Source organism: Streptococcus sp. Z554 (assembly GCF_053010305.1).
Window position 1 is genome coordinate 178,190 of sequence record NZ_JBRKNV010000001.1, and the last position, 17,282, is coordinate 195,471.

Below are 17,282 nucleotides of genomic sequence, written 5' to 3' on the forward strand. Positions count from 1 at the left end.
TGAAGTGTAGGATAAAACGCTCTTGCAGAGTCCAATGAATCAATAAAAATGTTTCAAAGACTCAATTCTACTAAAATGCGAGGTCGGGATTTTGATCCCGGCCTATACTTCTATAAAGTCTTCTTTGAAGTCGAAAGTAAAACTAAAATTTTCAGAAAAAGCAGTTCATTTTCAAGTACTGGACAGATAGAAAAAAGCAGAAGTTTCATTATTAATTGAATTATAATTAGAAAAGTTCATTACTTTTAGTGGGAGATACTTATGGATATCAATACAATTACTCTGGAAAAATTCATCACCTTAAATGAAGAGGAGAAACTTCAGTGTCTCAAAGACATTAAGCATACCTACCAATTCGAAAAGATAAAGGAAATCCTCTCAGAGCTTGGTTTAGAAAATTTAAGTGGTCAAGTACTTAGTGAACTAGCCAAAGTTTATAATAATTGGAGTCAATTTGAAGAGGCAAAAACAATTTTAGAGATAGTCTCTGAAGAAGATAGGGATGCTATTTGGTATTATAGAAATGGTTTTACCCATTGGCGTTTATCTAGTGACCCGAAGAATGACTTTGAAACTGAAGCTAATCAGGCTCTAGCTTTATTAGAAAATGCTATCAAAAATGCTGATTCCTCAACAGATCCAGTCATTGAATGGTGTATTGAGTTGGTTAGAGTAGGTTCTCTAAATGAAGTTCTTGAAGCTAGGCCAGCAGATTATCCCTTGCTAGAAAAATACTATTTTGAAGATGTTAATGAAACTAATCAAGAAATGAAAACTGCACAGAATAAGAAATTATACCAGAATATTACGGTAGAAGATGTCCAAAAGGCAAAAGATTCATGGGATATTATTAAACCAGTATACGAAACTGTTAACATCTATAACACCTATGAAGACTATCTCGATTCTGCAAAAATCTTTACTTTAGAACAAAGATACCTTCTGGCGATTATCTGGTATTTTATCGAAGTAAACAATGGAGGCCACTATCAATTTTTCGATAATTCGACAGGGATTGTCTGGGAAGATACTTTAAAGGGATTGGAACTGTTTGGAATGACGGAGCATGCTGTTAATTTCAAAAATCTTCTTGCATACTTTGGTGGAGCTATCTCCTTTGTTAGAGAAGAGAGATCGGAGATGCTAGCACAGATGGAAGAAGAGTATGGTGATGCTTTTTATCAGAAGTTGGATGAAGCAGATGATTTTGTTTATGATTATGATGGAAATGAGAATGAACTAAGTTTTATCAAAAAATATCCAGAGAAATTTATTTTTCAGGAAAATGCAGATAAATCGTAAAGAGTAGTAAATAAAGACAGAGCAGATTGGAAGATCTGCTCTATTTTTTTAGGGAAAACCCTTGCTTTCTGAATAATTTCAATCTAAGTTGAACATCATAAACTCTATATTTACGGATTTTGAATATATTTTTTAAAAATATCAGGTTAAAAATTGCTTAAACCCGAATATTTTGTTACTATTATATAAAAATGTAAGGAGATGTAAAGAAACGAAGATAAATCAGAAAATTAAAATGATTTTCCTGGGACACATCAGAAAATTATTTTCAGATTTTCAAAATAATTTTTTAAAATATAGTAATTTACTTGAAACTTCTCTTAAAAGATAGTATAATAGAAATATAGAAAACGCTTACAATATAAAGGGGGATTTATGGATACATTAGAAGCTTTAAGAACTTTTACAACAGGCGAAAATTTCCATCTTCAGCACTATTTGGGCGCACATCGTGAGGAGAAAGACGGGGAATGGGGTTACACATTCCGAGTTTGGGCTCCGAATGCGCAGGCTGTTCATCTAGTGGGTGATTTCACAAATTGGGTTGAAAATCAAATCCCCATGGTTCGAAATGAATCAGGAGTTTGGGAAGTTTTTACAAACTTAGCCCAAGAGGGCCAAATTTATAAATATCATATCACTCGTGCTAATGGACATCAGCTAATGAAAATTGATCCATTGGCTATTCGCTATGAGGCTCGTCCTGGAACTGGAGCAGTTTTAACAGAAGTTCCAGAAAAGAAATGGAAGGATGGGCTTTGGCTAGCTCGAAGAAAACGTTTAGGATTCTTTGAAAGACCGGTTAATATCTATGAAGTTCATGCTGGTTCGTGGAAACGAAATCCAGATGGAACACCATACAGTTTTGCTCAATTAAAAGAAGAGTTGATTCCTTACTTAGTTGAGATGAACTACACTCATATTGAGTTTATGCCTTTGATGGCGCATCCGCTCGGTTTGAGTTGGGGCTATCAACTGATGGGATATTTCGGTCTAGAACATTCATATGGAAGACCAGAAGAGTTTCAAGACTTTGTTGAGGAATGTCACTTAAATAATATCGGTGTCATTGTTGACTGGGTGCCAGGGCACTTTACAATCAATGATGATGCCCTAGCCTACTATGATGGGACACCAACTTTTGAATATCAAGACCATAACAAAGCTCATAACTATGGTTGGGGGGCATTAAACTTTGACTTAGGTAAAAATGAAGTACAATCCTTCTTGATCTCTAGTATTAAGTTCTGGATTGAATTCTATCACTTAGATGGTATCCGTGTTGATGCTGTAAGTAATATTCTTTATCTTGATTATGATAATGCGCCTTGGACACCTAATAAGGATGGTGGAAATCTTAACTACGAAGGTTATTATTTCCTTCAACGCCTAAATACTGTTATTAAGCTAGCTCACCCAGATGTCATGATGATTGCAGAGGAGTCTTCTTCAGGTACCAAGATTACAGGTATGAAGGAAATGGGTGGATTAGGATTCGACTACAAGTGGAATATGGGCTGGATGAATGACATTCTCCGTTTCTACGAAGAAGATCCAATTTATCGCAAGTATGACTTCAATCTTGTAACCTTCAGTTTTATGTATGTCTTTAATGAAAATTATCTCTTACCATTCTCACATGATGAGGTTGTACATGGTAAGAAGAGTATGATGCATAAGATGTGGGGGGATCGTTATAATCAATTTGCAGGCTTGAGAAATCTTTATACTTATCAAATTTGTCACCCTGGTAAAAAATTACTCTTCATGGGTAGTGAGTTTGGACAATTCTTAGAGTGGAAATCTGAAGAGCAATTAGAGTGGTCTAATCTGGAAGATCCAATGAATGCCAAGATGAAATACTTCACATCTCAGTTGAATCAACTTTATAAAGACCACCGTTGTCTTTGGGAAATCGATACAAGCTATGATGGCATTGAGATTATCGATGCAGATAATAGAGATCAAAGTGTTCTTTCCTTTATTCGTAAAGGAAAGAAAGGCGAAATGCTGGTCTGTGTCTTTAACATGGCACCAGTTGAACGTCCTGATTTCACAATTGGACTACCAGTTGCAGGTGTCTACGAAGAAATTTGGAATACAGAATTAGAACAATGGGGTGGTGTTTGGAAAGAACACAATCAAACTGTTCAAACTCAAGAAGGATTATGGAAGGATTATGAGCAGACTTTGACCTTTACTTTGCCAGCTATGGGGGCAAGTATCTGGAACATCAAACGTCGCTTGAAACCCGCTAAAAAAGAATCAAATCAATCTGAAAAAGGAGTAGAACATGAAGAATGAAATGCTAGCTTTAATCCTTGCCGGAGGACAAGGAACTCGTCTCGGTAAACTCACTCAATGCATTGCAAAACCAGCTGTGCAATTTGGTGGGCGCTACCGTATCATTGACTTTGCTCTTTCTAACTGTGCAAACTCTGGTATCCACAATGTTGGGGTTATCACACAGTATCAACCTCTTGCTTTGAACAATCATATTGGGAATGGTTCTAGTTGGGGTCTAGATGTAATCGATTCAGGTGTTTCTATCCTTCAACCTTACTCTGCAAGTGAAGGAAATCGTTGGTTTGAAGGTACAAGTCACGCGATTTACCAAAACATTGACTATATCGACAGCATCAATCCAGAGTATGTGTTGATCCTTTCAGGGGACCATATCTACAAGATGGACTATGATGATATGCTCCAATCTCACAAGGATAACAACGCCAGTTTGACTGTAGCGGTCTTGGATGTACCATTAAAAGAAGCTAGCCGATTTGGTATCATGAATACAGATGCTAATAATCGTATTGTTGAATTTGAAGAAAAACCAGCTCAACCAAAATCAACCAAGGCATCAATGGGAATTTATATTTTCGATTGGAAACGTCTGCGCAATATGTTGGTTGCAGCTGAGAAGAATAATATTGATATGTCAGACTTTGGTAAGAATGTTATTCCTAACTACCTAGAGTCTGGAGAAAGTGTCTATGCCTACGAATTCAGTGGATACTGGAAAGATGTCGGTACTATTGAGTCTCTATGGGAAGCAAATATGGAATATATCTCTCCAGAAAATGCTCTAGATAGCCGTAATCGTCAATGGAAAATCTATTCCCGTAACCTTATCTCTCCACCAAACTTTATCGGAGAACACGCTCAGGTAGAAGATGCTTTAGTAGTAGATGGTTGCTATGTAAATGGTACCGTCAAGCACTCAATTTTATCAACAGGTGCTCAAGTTCGTGAGGGAGCAGAAGTCGTTGACTCAGTCATCATGAGTGGAGCTGTCATCGGAAAAGGTGCTAAGATTACACGCGCAATCATCGGTGAAGGTGCAATCATTGCTGATGGCGTGGAAATTGATGGAACGGAAGAAGTTCAAGTTATCGGATATAACGAAGTAGTGGGGGTAGCAACAGATGAAGATTGATAAATATTCAGCGATTTTAGGAAACACTGTTGGTTTTCATGATATGTCAACATTGACGAGTAACCGTCCTGTGGCAAGTTTGCCATTTGGAGGAAAGTATCGTCTGATTGACTTCCCGCTTTCAAGTTTAGCAAATGCTGGTGTCCGTAGTATCTTTGGAATCTTCCAACAAGATAATATCAGTTCAGTTTTTGACCATATTCGTTCCGGTCGTGAGTGGGGCTTAAATACGCTTCTTAGTCACTACTATCTCGGAATTTACAATACTCGTGTAGAAAGTAGTACAGTTGGTAAAGAGTATTACCAACAACTCTTGACCTACTTAAAACGTTCTGGTTCTAACCAAACGGTTTCCTTGAACTGTGATGTTTTGGTAAATATTGATCTTACTCAGGTTTTCCATTTGCATAATACTACAAAATCTCCTATTACGGTTGTTTATAAGAAACTACCTAAAAAGGATATTTCAGAAGTAAATGCTATCCTAGATATTGACGAAACGGACCACGTGCTCTCTCACAAACTCTTCGATAAAAAGGCTGAACAAGAATATTACAACATGTCTACTGATATCTTTGTTGTAGATACTCAATGGTTGATTGAACGTCTGGAAGAAGAAGCTCAAAAAGAACATCCAGAAAAACTACGTTATGTTTTACGTGATTTGGCTGCAAAAGAAGGTGCTTTTGCCTATGAGTATACTGGTTACTTAGCAAATATTCATTCAGTAGAAACATACTACAAAGCTAATATTGATATGCTTGATCAGCATAAATTCTACTCTCTATTCTCACCAAATCAAAAAATTCATACTAAGGTGAAAAACGAAGAACCAACTTATTATGCACCTGGTTGTGAAGTAAATACTTCTCAGTTTGCTTCTGGTAGTATTGTCGAAGGTAAGGTTGTTCGTTCAGTTATTTCGCGTAATGTTCAATTTCATAAAAATAGCTTAGTTAAAGAATCCATTATTTTCCCTCGTGTTGTCATTGGCGAAGGCGCTCAAGTTGAGTATGCAATTATTGATAAGGGTGCTGAAGTAGCTGATGGAGTTGTTATTCGTGGTACAGCAGAAAATCCTGTTGTCATCAAAAAGGGTGAAAAAGTAACAGAGGATATTCTTTCATGAAAATTTTATTTGTAGCAGCAGAAGGAGCTCCTTTTTCTAAAACAGGTGGCTTGGGAGATGTTATTGGAGCTCTTCCAAAATCATTAGTTAAAGCTGGTCATGAAGTTGCTGTTATCTTACCATACTATGACATGGTGGAAGCTAAGTTTGGAGATCAAATTGAAGATGTTCTTCAATTTGAAGTCTACGTTGGTTGGCGCAGACAATTTTGCGGCATTAAAAAAACTGTTTTAAACGGTGTTACCTTCTACTTTATTGACAATCAGTATTATTTCTTCCGCGGGCATGTATATGGAGATTTTGATGATGGTGAACGCTTTGCTTTCTTCCAACTTGCAGCCCTAGAAGCTATGGAGCGTATTGGATTTATTCCGGATGTTCTTCATGCTCATGATTATCATACAGCTATGATTCCTTTCTTGTTGAAGGAAAAATACAGATGGATACAAGCCTACCAAAATATTAAGACTGTCTTAACGATCCATAATTTGGAATTCCAGGGTCAATTCTCTGAAGGTATGCTTTGGGATTTGTTCCGAGTTGGTTTTGAGCGGTATGCGGATGGTACAGTTCGCTGGAATGACTGTCTTAACTGGATGAAAGCTGGTATTCTCTATGCAGATCGTGTAACAACTGTATCGCCAAGCTATGCCTATGAAATCATGACAACAGAGTTTGGATGCGGCATTGATCAGATTCTTAGAATGGAGTCCGGTAAGGTGTCTGGTATCGTCAATGGAATTGATACTGACCTGTATAATCCAGAGACGGATCCTTTGTTGGATTACCATTTTAACAAGTCTGACCTATCAGGGAAGGCTCAAAACAAAGCTAAACTCCAAGAAAAAGTTGGTCTTCCAGTACGTGCTGATGTTCCAATGATTGGTATTGTGTCACGTTTAACAAGACAGAAAGGATTTGATGTCGTCGTTGAAGGTCTGCATCGCATGCTTCAAGAAGACGTTCAAATCGTTCTCTTGGGTACAGGTGATCCTGGATTTGAACAAGCTTTCTCTTGGTTTAGCCAAGTGTTCCCAGATAAATTATCCGCTAATATTACCTTTGATGTTAAACTGGCACAAGAGATCTATGCAGCCTGTGATATTTTCCTAATGCCAAGTCGCTTTGAACCATGTGGACTTTCTCAAATGATGGCTATGTGCTATGGTACTTTACCTCTTGTCCATGAGGTAGGTGGTTTGAGAGATACTGTTCAGCCGTTCAATCCGATAGAAGGAACTGGTACAGGATTTAGTTTTAACAACTTGACGCCATACTGGCTTAACTGGGCTCTTCAAACTGCTTTGGATGTTTACTATAATCATCCTGACGTTTGGAAGAAACTTCAAGTACAAGCTATGGAATGTGATTTTTCTTGGGATACAGCTTGTCAGTCTTATCTTGATTTATATCACAGCTTAGCAAATTAAATAAATAAAATCGTATGATGCTTTCATACGATTTTTTGAGATAATAAAGTAAGGATTATAAATGAAAACAATCAAGGGTCTCTGTGTGCTCGATGTTGATGGAACTCTGATAGAAGAAGAAGTTATTGATTTATTAGGGAAAGAGGCAGAGTGCGAAGAAGAAGTAGCCCTGTTAACAGCTCAAGCTATGAGAGGAGAATTAGACTTCGAAGCAAGTTTAAAAAGACGTGTTAACCTTCTTAAAGGTCTCTCTATCAATGTTTTTGATAAGATTTATCATGAACTTCACCTTAGTAAAAACTCTGCTAAGTTTATTAAAGTTCTTCAAGAAAATCAGATAGAAGTCGGTTTAGTATCAGGCGGATTTACCACTATTATAGAAAGATTAGCAAAAGATTTGGGTATTTCATTATATACTGCTAATCAACTGGAAATCAAAGATGATCATTTAACTGGAAATCTAATTGGCCCTATTATAAGCAGAGAAGTAAAAGAAGCAACCCTCTTGAGATGGGCTGAAGAATTAGAAGTGCCATTTGATAGAACGATTGCAATCGGTGATGGAGCTAATGACTTAAAAATGCTTAAAAGTGCAGGACTTGGTATAGCCTTTTGTGCCAAGGATATTGTGAAAAAGGAAATAAATCTTCAGGTAGATGAGAGAGATTTTGGGAAAGTTTTGGAAATGATAGACTTCCTTTAGATAGAAAGAGGAATCAAAATGAAAGTTGTTATCGCGCCGGACTCTTTCAAAGAGAGTCTTCCTGCAAACCAAGTAGCAGAAGCTATAAAAAGAGGATTTAAAAGGGTGATTCCAGATGCTGAATATCTGCTTTTACCTGTCGGTGATGGAGGTGAAGGAACAGTAGATGCCATCAAAAACTCTTTAGCTCTTGTGGAAAAAAATGCTTTAGTAACCGGACCTTTTGGTGATGAGGTTCAAATACCCTACTTTGAAAAAGGGGAATTAGCTCTTTTTGAAGTCGCAGATTTAATCGGTCTTGGAAAAATTCCTAATGAAAAACGATCTCCACTAGAGATTCAAACAATGGGAATAGGTCAACTTATTCTCCATTTAATCGACCAAGGGATAAAAGATATTTACATCGGTGTCGGTGGTACGGCTAGTAACGATGGTGGTATTGGTATAGCTTCTGGAATCGGCTATCAGTTTTTCGATGAAAATGGAAATGAACTTCAGGCATGTGGCCAATCTCTATCTGCTATCAGGAAAATTGCTAAGGAGAGAGCCATTCAAATTCCTGCTGATATCCATATCAAAATACTAGCGGACGTGACCAATCCACTTTGTGGACCTCATGGCGCTACCTATACATTTGGTAAACAAAAAGGTTTAAATTCTAATGAATTCGAAGAGGTTGACAAGGCGATTAGTGAGTTTTATGAAGAAATTGCCCCGGATGTATTAACGTTAGAGGGGGCAGGAGCTGGTGGTGGCATAGCTGCTGGTTTGTGTGTATTTGCAGGAGCAGAAATCGTGTCAGGCATCCACACTTGTTTGGAATTGATAAAGTACGATGAAAAGGTTGCGGATGCTGACCTAGTCATTGTTGGTGAAGGTAGATTAGACGCTCAAAGTTTGGCTGGCAAGGCTCCAATCGGGGTCGCAAAAAGAACACCAAAAGGTGTTCCAGTCATTGCTATTTGTGGTAGTTTAGCTGACGATTTACCGTCCCTACCATTTGAGAACATCATCACCGCTTTTTCTATACTCGAAAAAAGTGAGCCATTGGAAGATAGTCTAAAAAATGCAGCCAACTATTTAGAACATACAGCTGCAAGCGTCGCTCAAATCCTATCTTTGAAAAAGAATTAACCAAACCACTTTTTCCAGAGAGAAGTTGGAGCTTTAGTTTCATTTTCTTGCCACAAATCTGAAAAGGCCTTTCGGAGGTCTTTTTCACTTGTTTGGACAGGAATATCGCTATGAATAACTAGTCCATAAGGGGAGAAATTATGATCTTCAGAAACGATGGTTGCTTGGCAGTTAGCATCTTTGGATTGTTTTAGATAGTAGACCTGCTTTTCAAAGTCAACTTGAGGAGAAATCTTGACAAAAAGAGGTTTCGTTTCTTTTTTTAAACACATTAAAATGTTCAAAAAACCTTTTTGGAATTTGTCGTCATTTGCAGTCTCAAGATTTGCATAACCAAGGACACGTTCCTCAAAAGTACCGAGAAAACGTCTTTGTTCATCTGGATTTAATTTAAGCCCGCCATGAGCTTTTTCTAATAGTTGTTTAGATACGTCTGTCATAAAAATAGTATATCACAAAACTATTCAAACAAGCGAAAAAGAAAGCGATTTCTTCATCAACTTAAGGAAAATTTGCACAAAGATAACGTTTTTTCTTGAAAAAGGTATCTTTTTGATGTATCATAGAGGTGTAAAATAAATAAACTCAAAGGAGAGTAAAAAATGTCAATTATTACTGATGTTTACGCTCGCGAAGTCCTAGACTCACGCGGTAACCCAACACTTGAAGTAGAAGTTTATACTGAATCAGGTGCTTTCGGACGTGGTATGGTTCCATCAGGAGCTTCCACTGGTGAACACGAAGCAGTTGAACTTCGCGACGGTGACAAATCTCGTTACGGTGGTCTTGGTACACAAAAAGCTGTTGACAACGTAAATAACATCATTGCTGAAGCTATTATCGGCTACGATGTACGTGACCAACAAGCTATCGACCGTGCTATGATCGCTCTTGACGGTACTCCTAACAAAGGTAAATTGGGTGCTAACGCAATCCTTGGTGTGTCTATCGCTGTAGCTCGCGCTGCTGCTGACTACCTTGAAATCCCACTTTACAGCTACCTTGGTGGATTTAACACTAAAGTTCTTCCAACTCCAATGATGAACATCATCAACGGTGGTTCTCACTCAGATGCTCCAATCGCTTTCCAAGAATTCATGATCGTACCTGCTGGTGCACCTACATTCAAAGAAGCTCTTCGTTGGGGTGCTGAAATCTTCCACGCTCTTAAGAAAATCCTTAAATCTCGTGGTCTTGAAACAGCCGTAGGTGACGAAGGTGGATTCGCTCCTCGTTTCGAAGGAACTGAAGACGGTGTTGAAACTATCCTTGCTGCTATCGAAGCTGCTGGTTATGTTCCAGGTAAAGACGTATTTATCGGATTTGACTGTGCTTCATCAGAATTTTACGATAAAGAGCGTCAAGTATACGACTACACTAAATTCGAAGGTGAAGGAGCTGCTGTACGTACTGCTGCAGAACAAATCGACTACCTTGAAGAATTGGTAAACAAATACCCAATCATCACTATCGAAGATGGTATGGACGAAAACGACTGGGACGGTTGGAAAGCTCTTACTGAACGTCTTGGTGGTAAAGTTCAATTGGTTGGTGACGACTTCTTCGTAACTAACACTGACTACCTTGCACGTGGTATCGAAGAAGGTGCTGCTAACTCAATCCTTATCAAAGTTAACCAAATCGGTACTCTTACTGAAACATTCGACGCTATCGAAATGGCGAAAGAAGCTGGTTACACTGCCGTTGTATCACACCGTTCAGGTGAAACTGAAGATTCAACAATCGCTGACATCGCAGTTGCAACAAATGCAGGACAAATCAAGACTGGTTCACTTTCACGTACTGACCGTATCGCTAAATACAACCAATTGCTTCGTATCGAAGACCAACTTGGTGAAGTAGCTGAATATCGTGGATTGAAATCATTCTACAACTTGAAAAAATAATTTAGTTCAGTGAACTAATAAAAGCCCTTGGATATTCCAAGGGCTTTTGTATATTATAAGTAGATGTCAAAGAAATGCTATCTAGTTTTCGTATTCTAGAGGTGAAAAAAGAGATTTTTAAACGTATTTTTGGTATAATAATACCCAGGAAAACTAGAGAAAAAGGAAGTTGAGATGGAAAAGTATTTATCGGTAACAACTTTGACCAAGTACCTGAAAATGAAATTTGATAAAGACCCATACTTGGAGCGGGTCTATTTAACTGGTCAAGTTTCTAATTTCCGAAAGCGCCCAACTCATCAGTATTTTTCTCTAAAGGATGATCGTGCTGTTATACAAGCAACCATTTGGTCAGGTATTTATCAGAAACTAGGTTTTGACCTAGAAGAAGGTATGAAGGTCAATGTGATTGGACATGTTCAAATCTATGAACCAAGCGGAAGCTATTCGATTATCATTGAAAAGGCAGAACCAGATGGTGTCGGTGCACTTGCTATTCAGTTCGAACAATTAAAAAAGAAATTATCCGAAGAAGGTCTTTTCCAAGATCGCTTTAAACAAGCAATACCTCAGTTTGCAAAAAAAATCGGTGTGGTGACTAGTCCTAGCGGAGCTGTTATCCAGGATATCATCACAACCGTAAGCAGACGCTTTCCTGGTGTGGAAATTGTCTTATATCCTACAAAAGTACAGGGTGAAGGTGCAGCAGAGGAGATTGCTCGTAATATTGCGAGAGCTAATGAACGAGAGGACTTGGATGTTCTTATCATCGGTCGTGGTGGTGGGTCCATTGAGGATCTTTGGGCCTTTAACGAAGAAATCGTTGTTCGTGCCATTTTTGAATCTCGTCTACCTGTTATCTCAAGTGTGGGGCACGAAACAGATGTGACCTTGGCTGATTTTGTAGCAGATAGGAGAGCGGCTACACCGACGGCTGCGGCAGAACTCGCAACTCCTTTTACCAAGTTAGATCTTTTGACCTACCTTAAAAATCAAGAGAAACGAATGGCTACTGCCGTACAAAATATTATATCAAAGAAAAAAGAAGCCTTGAGAGTGCTTAGTCAATCAGTCATCTTTAGGCAACCAGAGCGTTTATATGATGGATATCTGCAACGCTTGGATCAGTTAGTATTTCGACTGAAGCAGGGATTGAATGGTGAGTTAGTTAGAAATCAACAGAAGGTTCAAGCTCAAATTCACCGTTTGGAGCAATTATCGCCAAATGTCAAGATTCAGCGCTACCAAGACCGTATTCAACAGTTACAAAAATTAATGCGTAGCCAGATGGCTGTGATCTATGATGCTAAGGTTGCTGAAGTAAAACGCTTGTCAGAAGCTCTACTCATGTTAGATACGAATCGTATCGTAGCAAGGGGTTATGCGATTGTTAAAAAAGAGGATACCGTGGTATCTTCAGCAAATGATTTGAAAAAAAATGACCATGTGATGTTGATGATGCGAGATGGTCAAGTAGAATTAGAGGTTAAAGATGTCAAAACAAAAGAAATTTGAGGAAAATTTAGCAGAACTTGAAGCGATTGTTCAGAGTTTAGAAAATGGTGAAATTGCACTAGAAGATGCCATTGCTGCTTTTCAAAAAGGAATGATCTTATCGAAAGAATTGCAAGCTACACTTGATAAAGCTGAAAAGACCTTGGTTAAAGTCATGCAAGAAGATGGAACAGAAAGCGAACTTCTATGAACAAGCAAGAAAAATTAGCTTTGGTCGAGTCAGCGCTTGAAGAGTTCTATGGTGACCAGCAATTTGCATCAAACTTAAGAGAAGCCGTTCTTTATTCCATACATGCTGGTGGTAAAAGAATTCGTCCCTATCTACTTCTAGAAGTTTTGGAATCTTTGCAAGTATCTATCGCACCAGTTCATGCTCAGGTTGCAGCGGCGCTTGAGATGATTCACACCGGAAGTTTGATCCATGATGATCTTCCTGCTATGGATAATGATGATTTTCGACGGGGACGTTTGACCAATCACAAAGTCTATGGAGAAGCCCTAGCAATTTTAGCAGGAGATGCTCTTTTCTTAGATCCCTATGCCTTGATAGCGCAAGCAGATTTGCCTAACCAAACTAAGGTAGATTTGATAGCAAACTTATCACTTGCTTCCGGAAGCATGGGGATGGTAGCTGGTCAAGTGTTAGATATGGAAGGTGAAGGGAAACATTTAAGCTTAGAAGACCTTCAGACTATTCATGCTAACAAGACTGGAAAACTTTTAGCTTTTCCATTTCAAGCGGCTGGCATCATTGCAGGTTTGGATGAAAATCTTCAAAAACAACTAGAAACAGTTGGAGAACTGATTGGACTTGCTTTCCAAGTCAGAGATGATGTCCTTGATGTTACGGCTAGTTTTGAAGAAATCGGAAAAACACCTCAGAAAGATTTGCAAGCTGAGAAGTCGACCTATCCTGCTTTGTTAGGCTTAGAAGAGGCAAAAGTATTTTGCAACCATACTTTGGATCGGGCTAAAGCAAAGTTGGAAGAGATTAGTCAATTAGTCGACTTTGATAAAGAACCAATTGTAAAAATAGTAGAAAGTTTGAGAATCGATGGCTAAGGAAAGAGTAGATGTACTTGCCTACAAACAGGGATTATTTGAAACAAGAGAACAAGCTAAGCGCGGCGTAATGGCTGGTTTGGTTGTTGCTGTTCTAAATGGCGAGCGTTTCGACAAGCCAGGAGAAAAAATCCCAGATGATACAGAATTGAAACTAAAAGGTGAAAAGCTTAAGTACGTGAGCCGTGGAGGTTTAAAACTAGAAAAAGCCTTAGAGAAGTTTGAGATATCAGTTGAGAACAAAATAACCATTGATATCGGTGCTTCAACAGGAGGCTTTACGGATGTTATGCTTCAAAATGGTGCAAAACTAGTTTACGCAGTTGATGTAGGGACTAATCAGCTTGCCTGGAAATTACGTCAAGACTCACGTGTCGTTAGTATGGAACAGTTTAATTTCCGTTATGCTGAAAAAAAAGACTTTGAAGAAGAGCCAAGCTTTGCAAGTATCGACGTGAGTTTTATTTCACTGAGTCTCATTCTTCCAGCTCTACATAGAGTTTTAACTGACCATGGACAAGTTGTCGCACTTATAAAACCACAGTTTGAAGCAGGACGAGAACAGATTGGTAAAAATGGAATTATCAGAGATGCCAAAGTTCACCAAAATGTTTTAGAATCAGTTACTAAAATGGCAGTTGATGAAGGATTCTCAGTCTTAGGATTGGATTTCTCTCCTATTCAAGGTGGACATGGGAATATTGAGTTTCTTGCTTATTTACGTAAAGAAGAACATGCAAGCAATCAAGTAGTTTCTGAAATAGAAAAAGTAGTAGAAAAAGCACATAGAGAGTTTAAAGATGAATAAAAAAGAAAGACTTGAAAAGATTAGAAGATTTGTGACTGACTATCAAATCGGCACACAAGAAGAAATCGTTGAACATTTGAGAGAAGCAGGCATCTCTGCTACTCAAGCAACTGTTTCACGTGATATCAAAGAATTAGGGATTGTAAAAATTCCTTTGAAAAACAATACATATGTCTATGAATTACCAAAGTCAGTAGTTAAAAGTTTACAGTTAGCTGAGAACAATATCGAAAGTTTTGAAAGAATGGGTAATCTCATCAACTTAGATGTTATTCCTGGGAATACAATTTTTGTTAAAAGTCAATTGACTCAAACATTTTCGGATATGATTTTTAGCTGTTTAGCAGATGATAACTCAATTTTAATTGTGGCGCGAACTGAAGAAGCAGCTATAGAGATTGTTGAACAAGTTAAAAAGTGGTAGGACCTTATGTTACTTGAAATTTCAATTAAAAACTTTGCCATCATTGAGGCTATTTCACTTAATTTTGAGAAAGGGATGACAGTTCTGACTGGGGAAACCGGTGCTGGGAAGTCTATCATCATCGATGCTATGAATATGATGCTGGGAGCAAGAGCGACCACGGATGTCATTCGTCATGGCGCACCCAAGGCTGAAATCGAAGGCCTTTTCTCAATTGAAAACAGTCGGGCTCTTCAAGAGCTTTTTGATGAGCAAGGTCTCTTGTTAGGCGATGAAATCATCATCCGTCGTGAAATTCTACAAAACGGGCGAAGCGTTAGTCGAGTTAATGGACAGATGGTTAATCTTTCAGTTCTACGCTCAATTGGACAGCATCTAGTAGATATTCATGGCCAGCATGACCAAGAAGAATTAATGCGTCCTCAAAGACATATTCAGATGTTGGATGAGTTTGGTGATGCAGAGTTTCTTGAACTGAAACAAGCTTATCAGACCAACTTTGAAGCTTATCGTAACATGCGTAAGCAACTTCTCGAAGTTAAGAAAAACCAAGAAGAACACAAGACTCGAATTGAAATGTTGGAATTTCAAATGGCTGAGATTGAGTCTGCAGCCTTAAAGCCTGGTGAAGACCTCAAATTAAACCAAGAACGAGATAAACTTTTAAATCATAAACATATTGCTGATACCTTGACTAATGCTTATGCTATGTTAGATAATGATGAATTTTCAAGTCTAGCTAACGTGCGTTCAGCTATGAATGATATGGAAAGTTTAGAAGACTATGATGCAGAGTACCGCGAAATCTCGAACTCTCTATCTGAATCCTATTATGTTTTAGAGGATGTCACTAAGCGTTTAGAGGATATAATCGAAGATTTAGATTTCGATGGCAATCGCTTGATGCAGATTGAAAATCGTTTAGATCTTATTCATGCCATTACACGTAAGTATGGCGGAAATGTTGACGATGTTTTGCTGTATTTTGCTAAAATCACAGAAGAATACAATCTACTGACTGGTCATCATCTATCTTCAGATGACATGGAAGCAGAACTCAAAAAGTTAGAAGTAAGTCTAGTTGATTTAGCAAGCCAGCTTTCATCTGCTCGTCACAATCTCGCCAAACAATTAGAGAGCGAGATTCAGCAAGAACTCAAAGATCTCTATATGGAAAAGGCTAAGTTTCAGGTTCAGTTTACAAATGCTAAATTTAGTCGTGAAGGCAACGAGAGTGTTGAATTCTATATTTCAACCAACCCTGGTGAAGACTTTAAACCATTAGTGAAAGTAGCGTCTGGTGGTGAGTTGTCTCGTCTCATGTTGGCCATCAAGTCTGCTTTTTCTCGCAAGGAAGGCAAGACCAGCATCGTATTTGATGAAGTAGACACTGGAGTTTCAGGACGTGTGGCTCAAGCCATTGCTCAAAAAATTCATAAAATTGGTCAGCATGGCCAGGTATTAGCGATATCCCATCTACCACAAGTCATTGCTATCGCAGATTATCAGTTCTTTATTGAAAAGATTAGTGATGAGCATTCGACTGTGTCTACTGTTCGTCTCTTGACTTTAGAAGAACGCGTAGAGGAAGTTGCCAAGATGTTGGCAGGGGAGAATGTGACAGATGCCGCTCTTACACAGGCTAGAGAATTATTGCAAAGTAAGGAGAAATAAATGACAGACTATTATGTAATTGGAGATGTTCACGGAAAAGCAGGAATGCTTGAAGACCTTCTTAAAACATGGGATGGCAAAACCCAATTACTCTTTCTTGGTGATCTAATCGATAGAGGGGAAGATAGTCGTCGTGTTCTTGAGATGGTCAAGGACTTGGTTGAAAATCATGGAGCGATTTGCATTTCAGGAAATCACGAGTACATGTTTTTAACCTGGTTGGATAATCCTAAAGAAAGCTATGATCATTACCGTAGAAATGGTGGGGATACAACTATTAATTCTATTTTAGGTCGCCCGCTAGATGCACCAGTAGATGGTGTCGAAGATGCAAAGCGTGTTGAAACGGAAGCAGCAGACTTAGTTGAATTTATACGTCAGATGCCTTTTGTAATTGAAACTGAAAAGTATATCTTTGTTCATGCTGGAATTGATCTAACCTTGGACGACTGGCATGAAACAACAGACTACAAGAAAGTCTGGCTCAGAAAACCATTCCACGAGGCGCCTAATCACACAGGAAAAACAATTGTATTTGGTCATACGCCAGTCTATGGTTTATTAGATCAAAAACCAGGAACTCCAGAACTTTGGATTACAGAAGATGGTAAGATTGGAATGGATGGAGGAGCAGTCTATGGCGGTGTCCTTCATGGAATCGTCTTTACCGAGCAAGGCATGACTGACCATTATTTCATTGAAAATGACGGCTTCGTTGCTGAAGATTAGTACTCCTAGCAGGGTATGGTCTTGTCAAA

General features: G+C 38.5%; 16 protein-coding genes. 15 read left to right on the forward strand and 1 reads right to left on the reverse strand.

The genetic code is table 11. The features are described 5' to 3' along the window. The first annotated feature begins 261 nt into the window (after positions 1–261). From ACVC7R_RS00970 to ACVC7R_RS01000, 7 genes are all read left to right on the forward strand, one after another. Positions 262–1,302 carry a DMP19 family protein gene (locus tag ACVC7R_RS00970; RefSeq protein WP_447263122.1) on the forward strand — a complete coding sequence of 347 codons (1,041 nt, stop codon included), beginning with the start codon at positions 262–264 and terminating at the stop codon, positions 1,300–1,302. Positions 1,303–1,677: 375 nt separating this feature from the next. Next, entirely contained in the window at positions 1,678–3,606 is a 1,929-nt protein-coding gene (gene glgB / locus ACVC7R_RS00975) for a 1,4-alpha-glucan branching protein GlgB (RefSeq protein ID WP_447263123.1), read from the forward strand. Further along, a complete protein-coding gene (locus ACVC7R_RS00980; RefSeq protein ID WP_447263124.1) occupies positions 3,596–4,738 on the forward strand; it encodes a glucose-1-phosphate adenylyltransferase in 1,143 nt (380 codons plus the stop codon). Before glgB ends, ACVC7R_RS00980 begins: the two co-directional genes overlap by 11 nt. Beyond that, positions 4,728–5,867 carry a glucose-1-phosphate adenylyltransferase subunit GlgD gene (gene glgD / locus ACVC7R_RS00985; RefSeq protein WP_447263125.1) on the forward strand — a complete coding sequence of 380 codons (1,140 nt, stop codon included), beginning with the start codon at positions 4,728–4,730 and terminating at the stop codon, positions 5,865–5,867. The genes ACVC7R_RS00980 and glgD overlap by 11 nt, the downstream gene beginning before the upstream one ends. Beyond that, positions 5,864–7,297, forward strand: coding sequence for a glycogen synthase GlgA (glgA, locus tag ACVC7R_RS00990; RefSeq protein WP_447263126.1), 1,434 nt, complete (start codon positions 5,864–5,866; stop codon positions 7,295–7,297). The genes glgD and glgA overlap by 4 nt, the downstream gene beginning before the upstream one ends. A 61-nt stretch (positions 7,298–7,358) precedes the next feature. Then, a complete protein-coding gene (serB, locus tag ACVC7R_RS00995; RefSeq protein WP_447263127.1) occupies positions 7,359–8,000 on the forward strand; it encodes a phosphoserine phosphatase SerB in 642 nt (213 codons plus the stop codon). Positions 8,001–8,018: 18 nt separating this feature from the next. Next, the gene (locus ACVC7R_RS01000; protein ID WP_447263128.1) at positions 8,019–9,134 is read left to right on the forward strand and encodes a glycerate kinase; all 1,116 of its coding nucleotides are present in this window, start codon (positions 8,019–8,021) and stop codon (positions 9,132–9,134) included. On the opposite strand, the gene ACVC7R_RS01005 is transcribed toward ACVC7R_RS01000, so the two are convergent. Continuing rightward, positions 9,131–9,574 carry a DUF1694 domain-containing protein gene (locus tag ACVC7R_RS01005; RefSeq protein ID WP_447263129.1) on the reverse strand — a complete coding sequence of 148 codons (444 nt, stop codon included), beginning with the start codon at positions 9,572–9,574 and terminating at the stop codon, positions 9,131–9,133. The genes ACVC7R_RS01000 and ACVC7R_RS01005 overlap by 4 nt on opposite strands. A gap of 162 nt (positions 9,575–9,736) precedes the next feature. Here ACVC7R_RS01005 and eno point away from each other — a divergent pair, with 162 nt between their 5' ends. From eno to ACVC7R_RS01045, 8 genes are all read left to right on the forward strand, one after another. After that, positions 9,737–11,041 carry a surface-displayed alpha-enolase gene (gene eno / locus ACVC7R_RS01010; protein ID WP_447263130.1) on the forward strand — a complete coding sequence of 435 codons (1,305 nt, stop codon included), beginning with the start codon at positions 9,737–9,739 and terminating at the stop codon, positions 11,039–11,041. A 174-nt stretch (positions 11,042–11,215) separates the two neighbouring features. Continuing rightward, positions 11,216–12,556, forward strand: a complete 1,341-nt coding sequence (xseA, locus tag ACVC7R_RS01015) for an exodeoxyribonuclease VII large subunit (RefSeq protein ID WP_447263131.1) — start codon at positions 11,216–11,218, stop codon at positions 12,554–12,556. Next, positions 12,534–12,746, forward strand: a complete 213-nt coding sequence (locus ACVC7R_RS01020; protein ID WP_447263132.1) for an exodeoxyribonuclease VII small subunit — start codon at positions 12,534–12,536, stop codon at positions 12,744–12,746. The genes xseA and ACVC7R_RS01020 overlap by 23 nt, the downstream gene beginning before the upstream one ends. After that, on the forward strand, positions 12,743–13,618 hold the full coding sequence (locus ACVC7R_RS01025; protein ID WP_447263133.1) for a polyprenyl synthetase family protein: 876 nt from the start codon (positions 12,743–12,745) through the stop codon (positions 13,616–13,618). Before ACVC7R_RS01020 ends, ACVC7R_RS01025 begins: the two co-directional genes overlap by 4 nt. Beyond that, on the forward strand, positions 13,611–14,426 hold the full coding sequence (locus tag ACVC7R_RS01030; RefSeq protein WP_447263134.1) for a TlyA family RNA methyltransferase: 816 nt from the start codon (positions 13,611–13,613) through the stop codon (positions 14,424–14,426). The genes ACVC7R_RS01025 and ACVC7R_RS01030 overlap by 8 nt, the downstream gene beginning before the upstream one ends. Then, complete coding sequence (locus tag ACVC7R_RS01035; protein ID WP_447263135.1) at positions 14,419–14,850, forward strand: arginine repressor; 432 nt, start codon at positions 14,419–14,421, stop codon at positions 14,848–14,850. Before ACVC7R_RS01030 ends, ACVC7R_RS01035 begins: the two co-directional genes overlap by 8 nt. Before the next feature lie 6 nt (positions 14,851–14,856). After that, positions 14,857–16,524: a DNA repair protein RecN gene (gene recN / locus ACVC7R_RS01040; RefSeq protein WP_447263136.1), complete on the forward strand. Its 1,668-nt coding sequence runs from the start codon at positions 14,857–14,859 to the stop codon at positions 16,522–16,524. Then, positions 16,525–17,253, forward strand: a complete 729-nt coding sequence (locus ACVC7R_RS01045) for a metallophosphoesterase family protein (protein WP_447263137.1) — start codon at positions 16,525–16,527, stop codon at positions 17,251–17,253. The last annotated feature ends 29 nt before the right edge of the window (positions 17,254–17,282 follow it).

Excerpts from the sequence above, each read along its gene's own strand:
- ACVC7R_RS00970 (WP_447263122.1), top strand. The coding sequence starts at position 262 with ATGGATATCAATACAATTACTCTGGAAAAATTCATCACCTTAAATGAA.
- glgB (WP_447263123.1), top strand. The coding sequence starts at position 1,678 with ATGGATACATTAGAAGCTTTAAGAACTTTTACAACAGGCGAAAATTTC.
- ACVC7R_RS00980 (WP_447263124.1), top strand. The coding sequence starts at position 3,596 with ATGAAGAATGAAATGCTAGCTTTAATCCTTGCCGGAGGACAAGGAACT.
- glgD (WP_447263125.1), top strand. The coding sequence starts at position 4,728 with ATGAAGATTGATAAATATTCAGCGATTTTAGGAAACACTGTTGGTTTT.
- glgA (WP_447263126.1), top strand. The coding sequence starts at position 5,864 with ATGAAAATTTTATTTGTAGCAGCAGAAGGAGCTCCTTTTTCTAAAACA.
- serB (WP_447263127.1), top strand. The coding sequence starts at position 7,359 with ATGAAAACAATCAAGGGTCTCTGTGTGCTCGATGTTGATGGAACTCTG.
- ACVC7R_RS01000 (WP_447263128.1), top strand. The coding sequence starts at position 8,019 with ATGAAAGTTGTTATCGCGCCGGACTCTTTCAAAGAGAGTCTTCCTGCA.
- ACVC7R_RS01005 (WP_447263129.1), bottom strand. The coding sequence starts at position 9,574 with ATGACAGACGTATCTAAACAACTATTAGAAAAAGCTCATGGCGGGCTT.
- eno (WP_447263130.1), top strand. The coding sequence starts at position 9,737 with ATGTCAATTATTACTGATGTTTACGCTCGCGAAGTCCTAGACTCACGC.
- xseA (WP_447263131.1), top strand. The coding sequence starts at position 11,216 with ATGGAAAAGTATTTATCGGTAACAACTTTGACCAAGTACCTGAAAATG.
- ACVC7R_RS01020 (WP_447263132.1), top strand. The coding sequence starts at position 12,534 with ATGTCAAAACAAAAGAAATTTGAGGAAAATTTAGCAGAACTTGAAGCG.
- ACVC7R_RS01025 (WP_447263133.1), top strand. The coding sequence starts at position 12,743 with ATGAACAAGCAAGAAAAATTAGCTTTGGTCGAGTCAGCGCTTGAAGAG.
- ACVC7R_RS01030 (WP_447263134.1), top strand. The coding sequence starts at position 13,611 with ATGGCTAAGGAAAGAGTAGATGTACTTGCCTACAAACAGGGATTATTT.
- ACVC7R_RS01035 (WP_447263135.1), top strand. The coding sequence starts at position 14,419 with ATGAATAAAAAAGAAAGACTTGAAAAGATTAGAAGATTTGTGACTGAC.
- recN (WP_447263136.1), top strand. The coding sequence starts at position 14,857 with ATGTTACTTGAAATTTCAATTAAAAACTTTGCCATCATTGAGGCTATT.
- ACVC7R_RS01045 (WP_447263137.1), top strand. The coding sequence starts at position 16,525 with ATGACAGACTATTATGTAATTGGAGATGTTCACGGAAAAGCAGGAATG.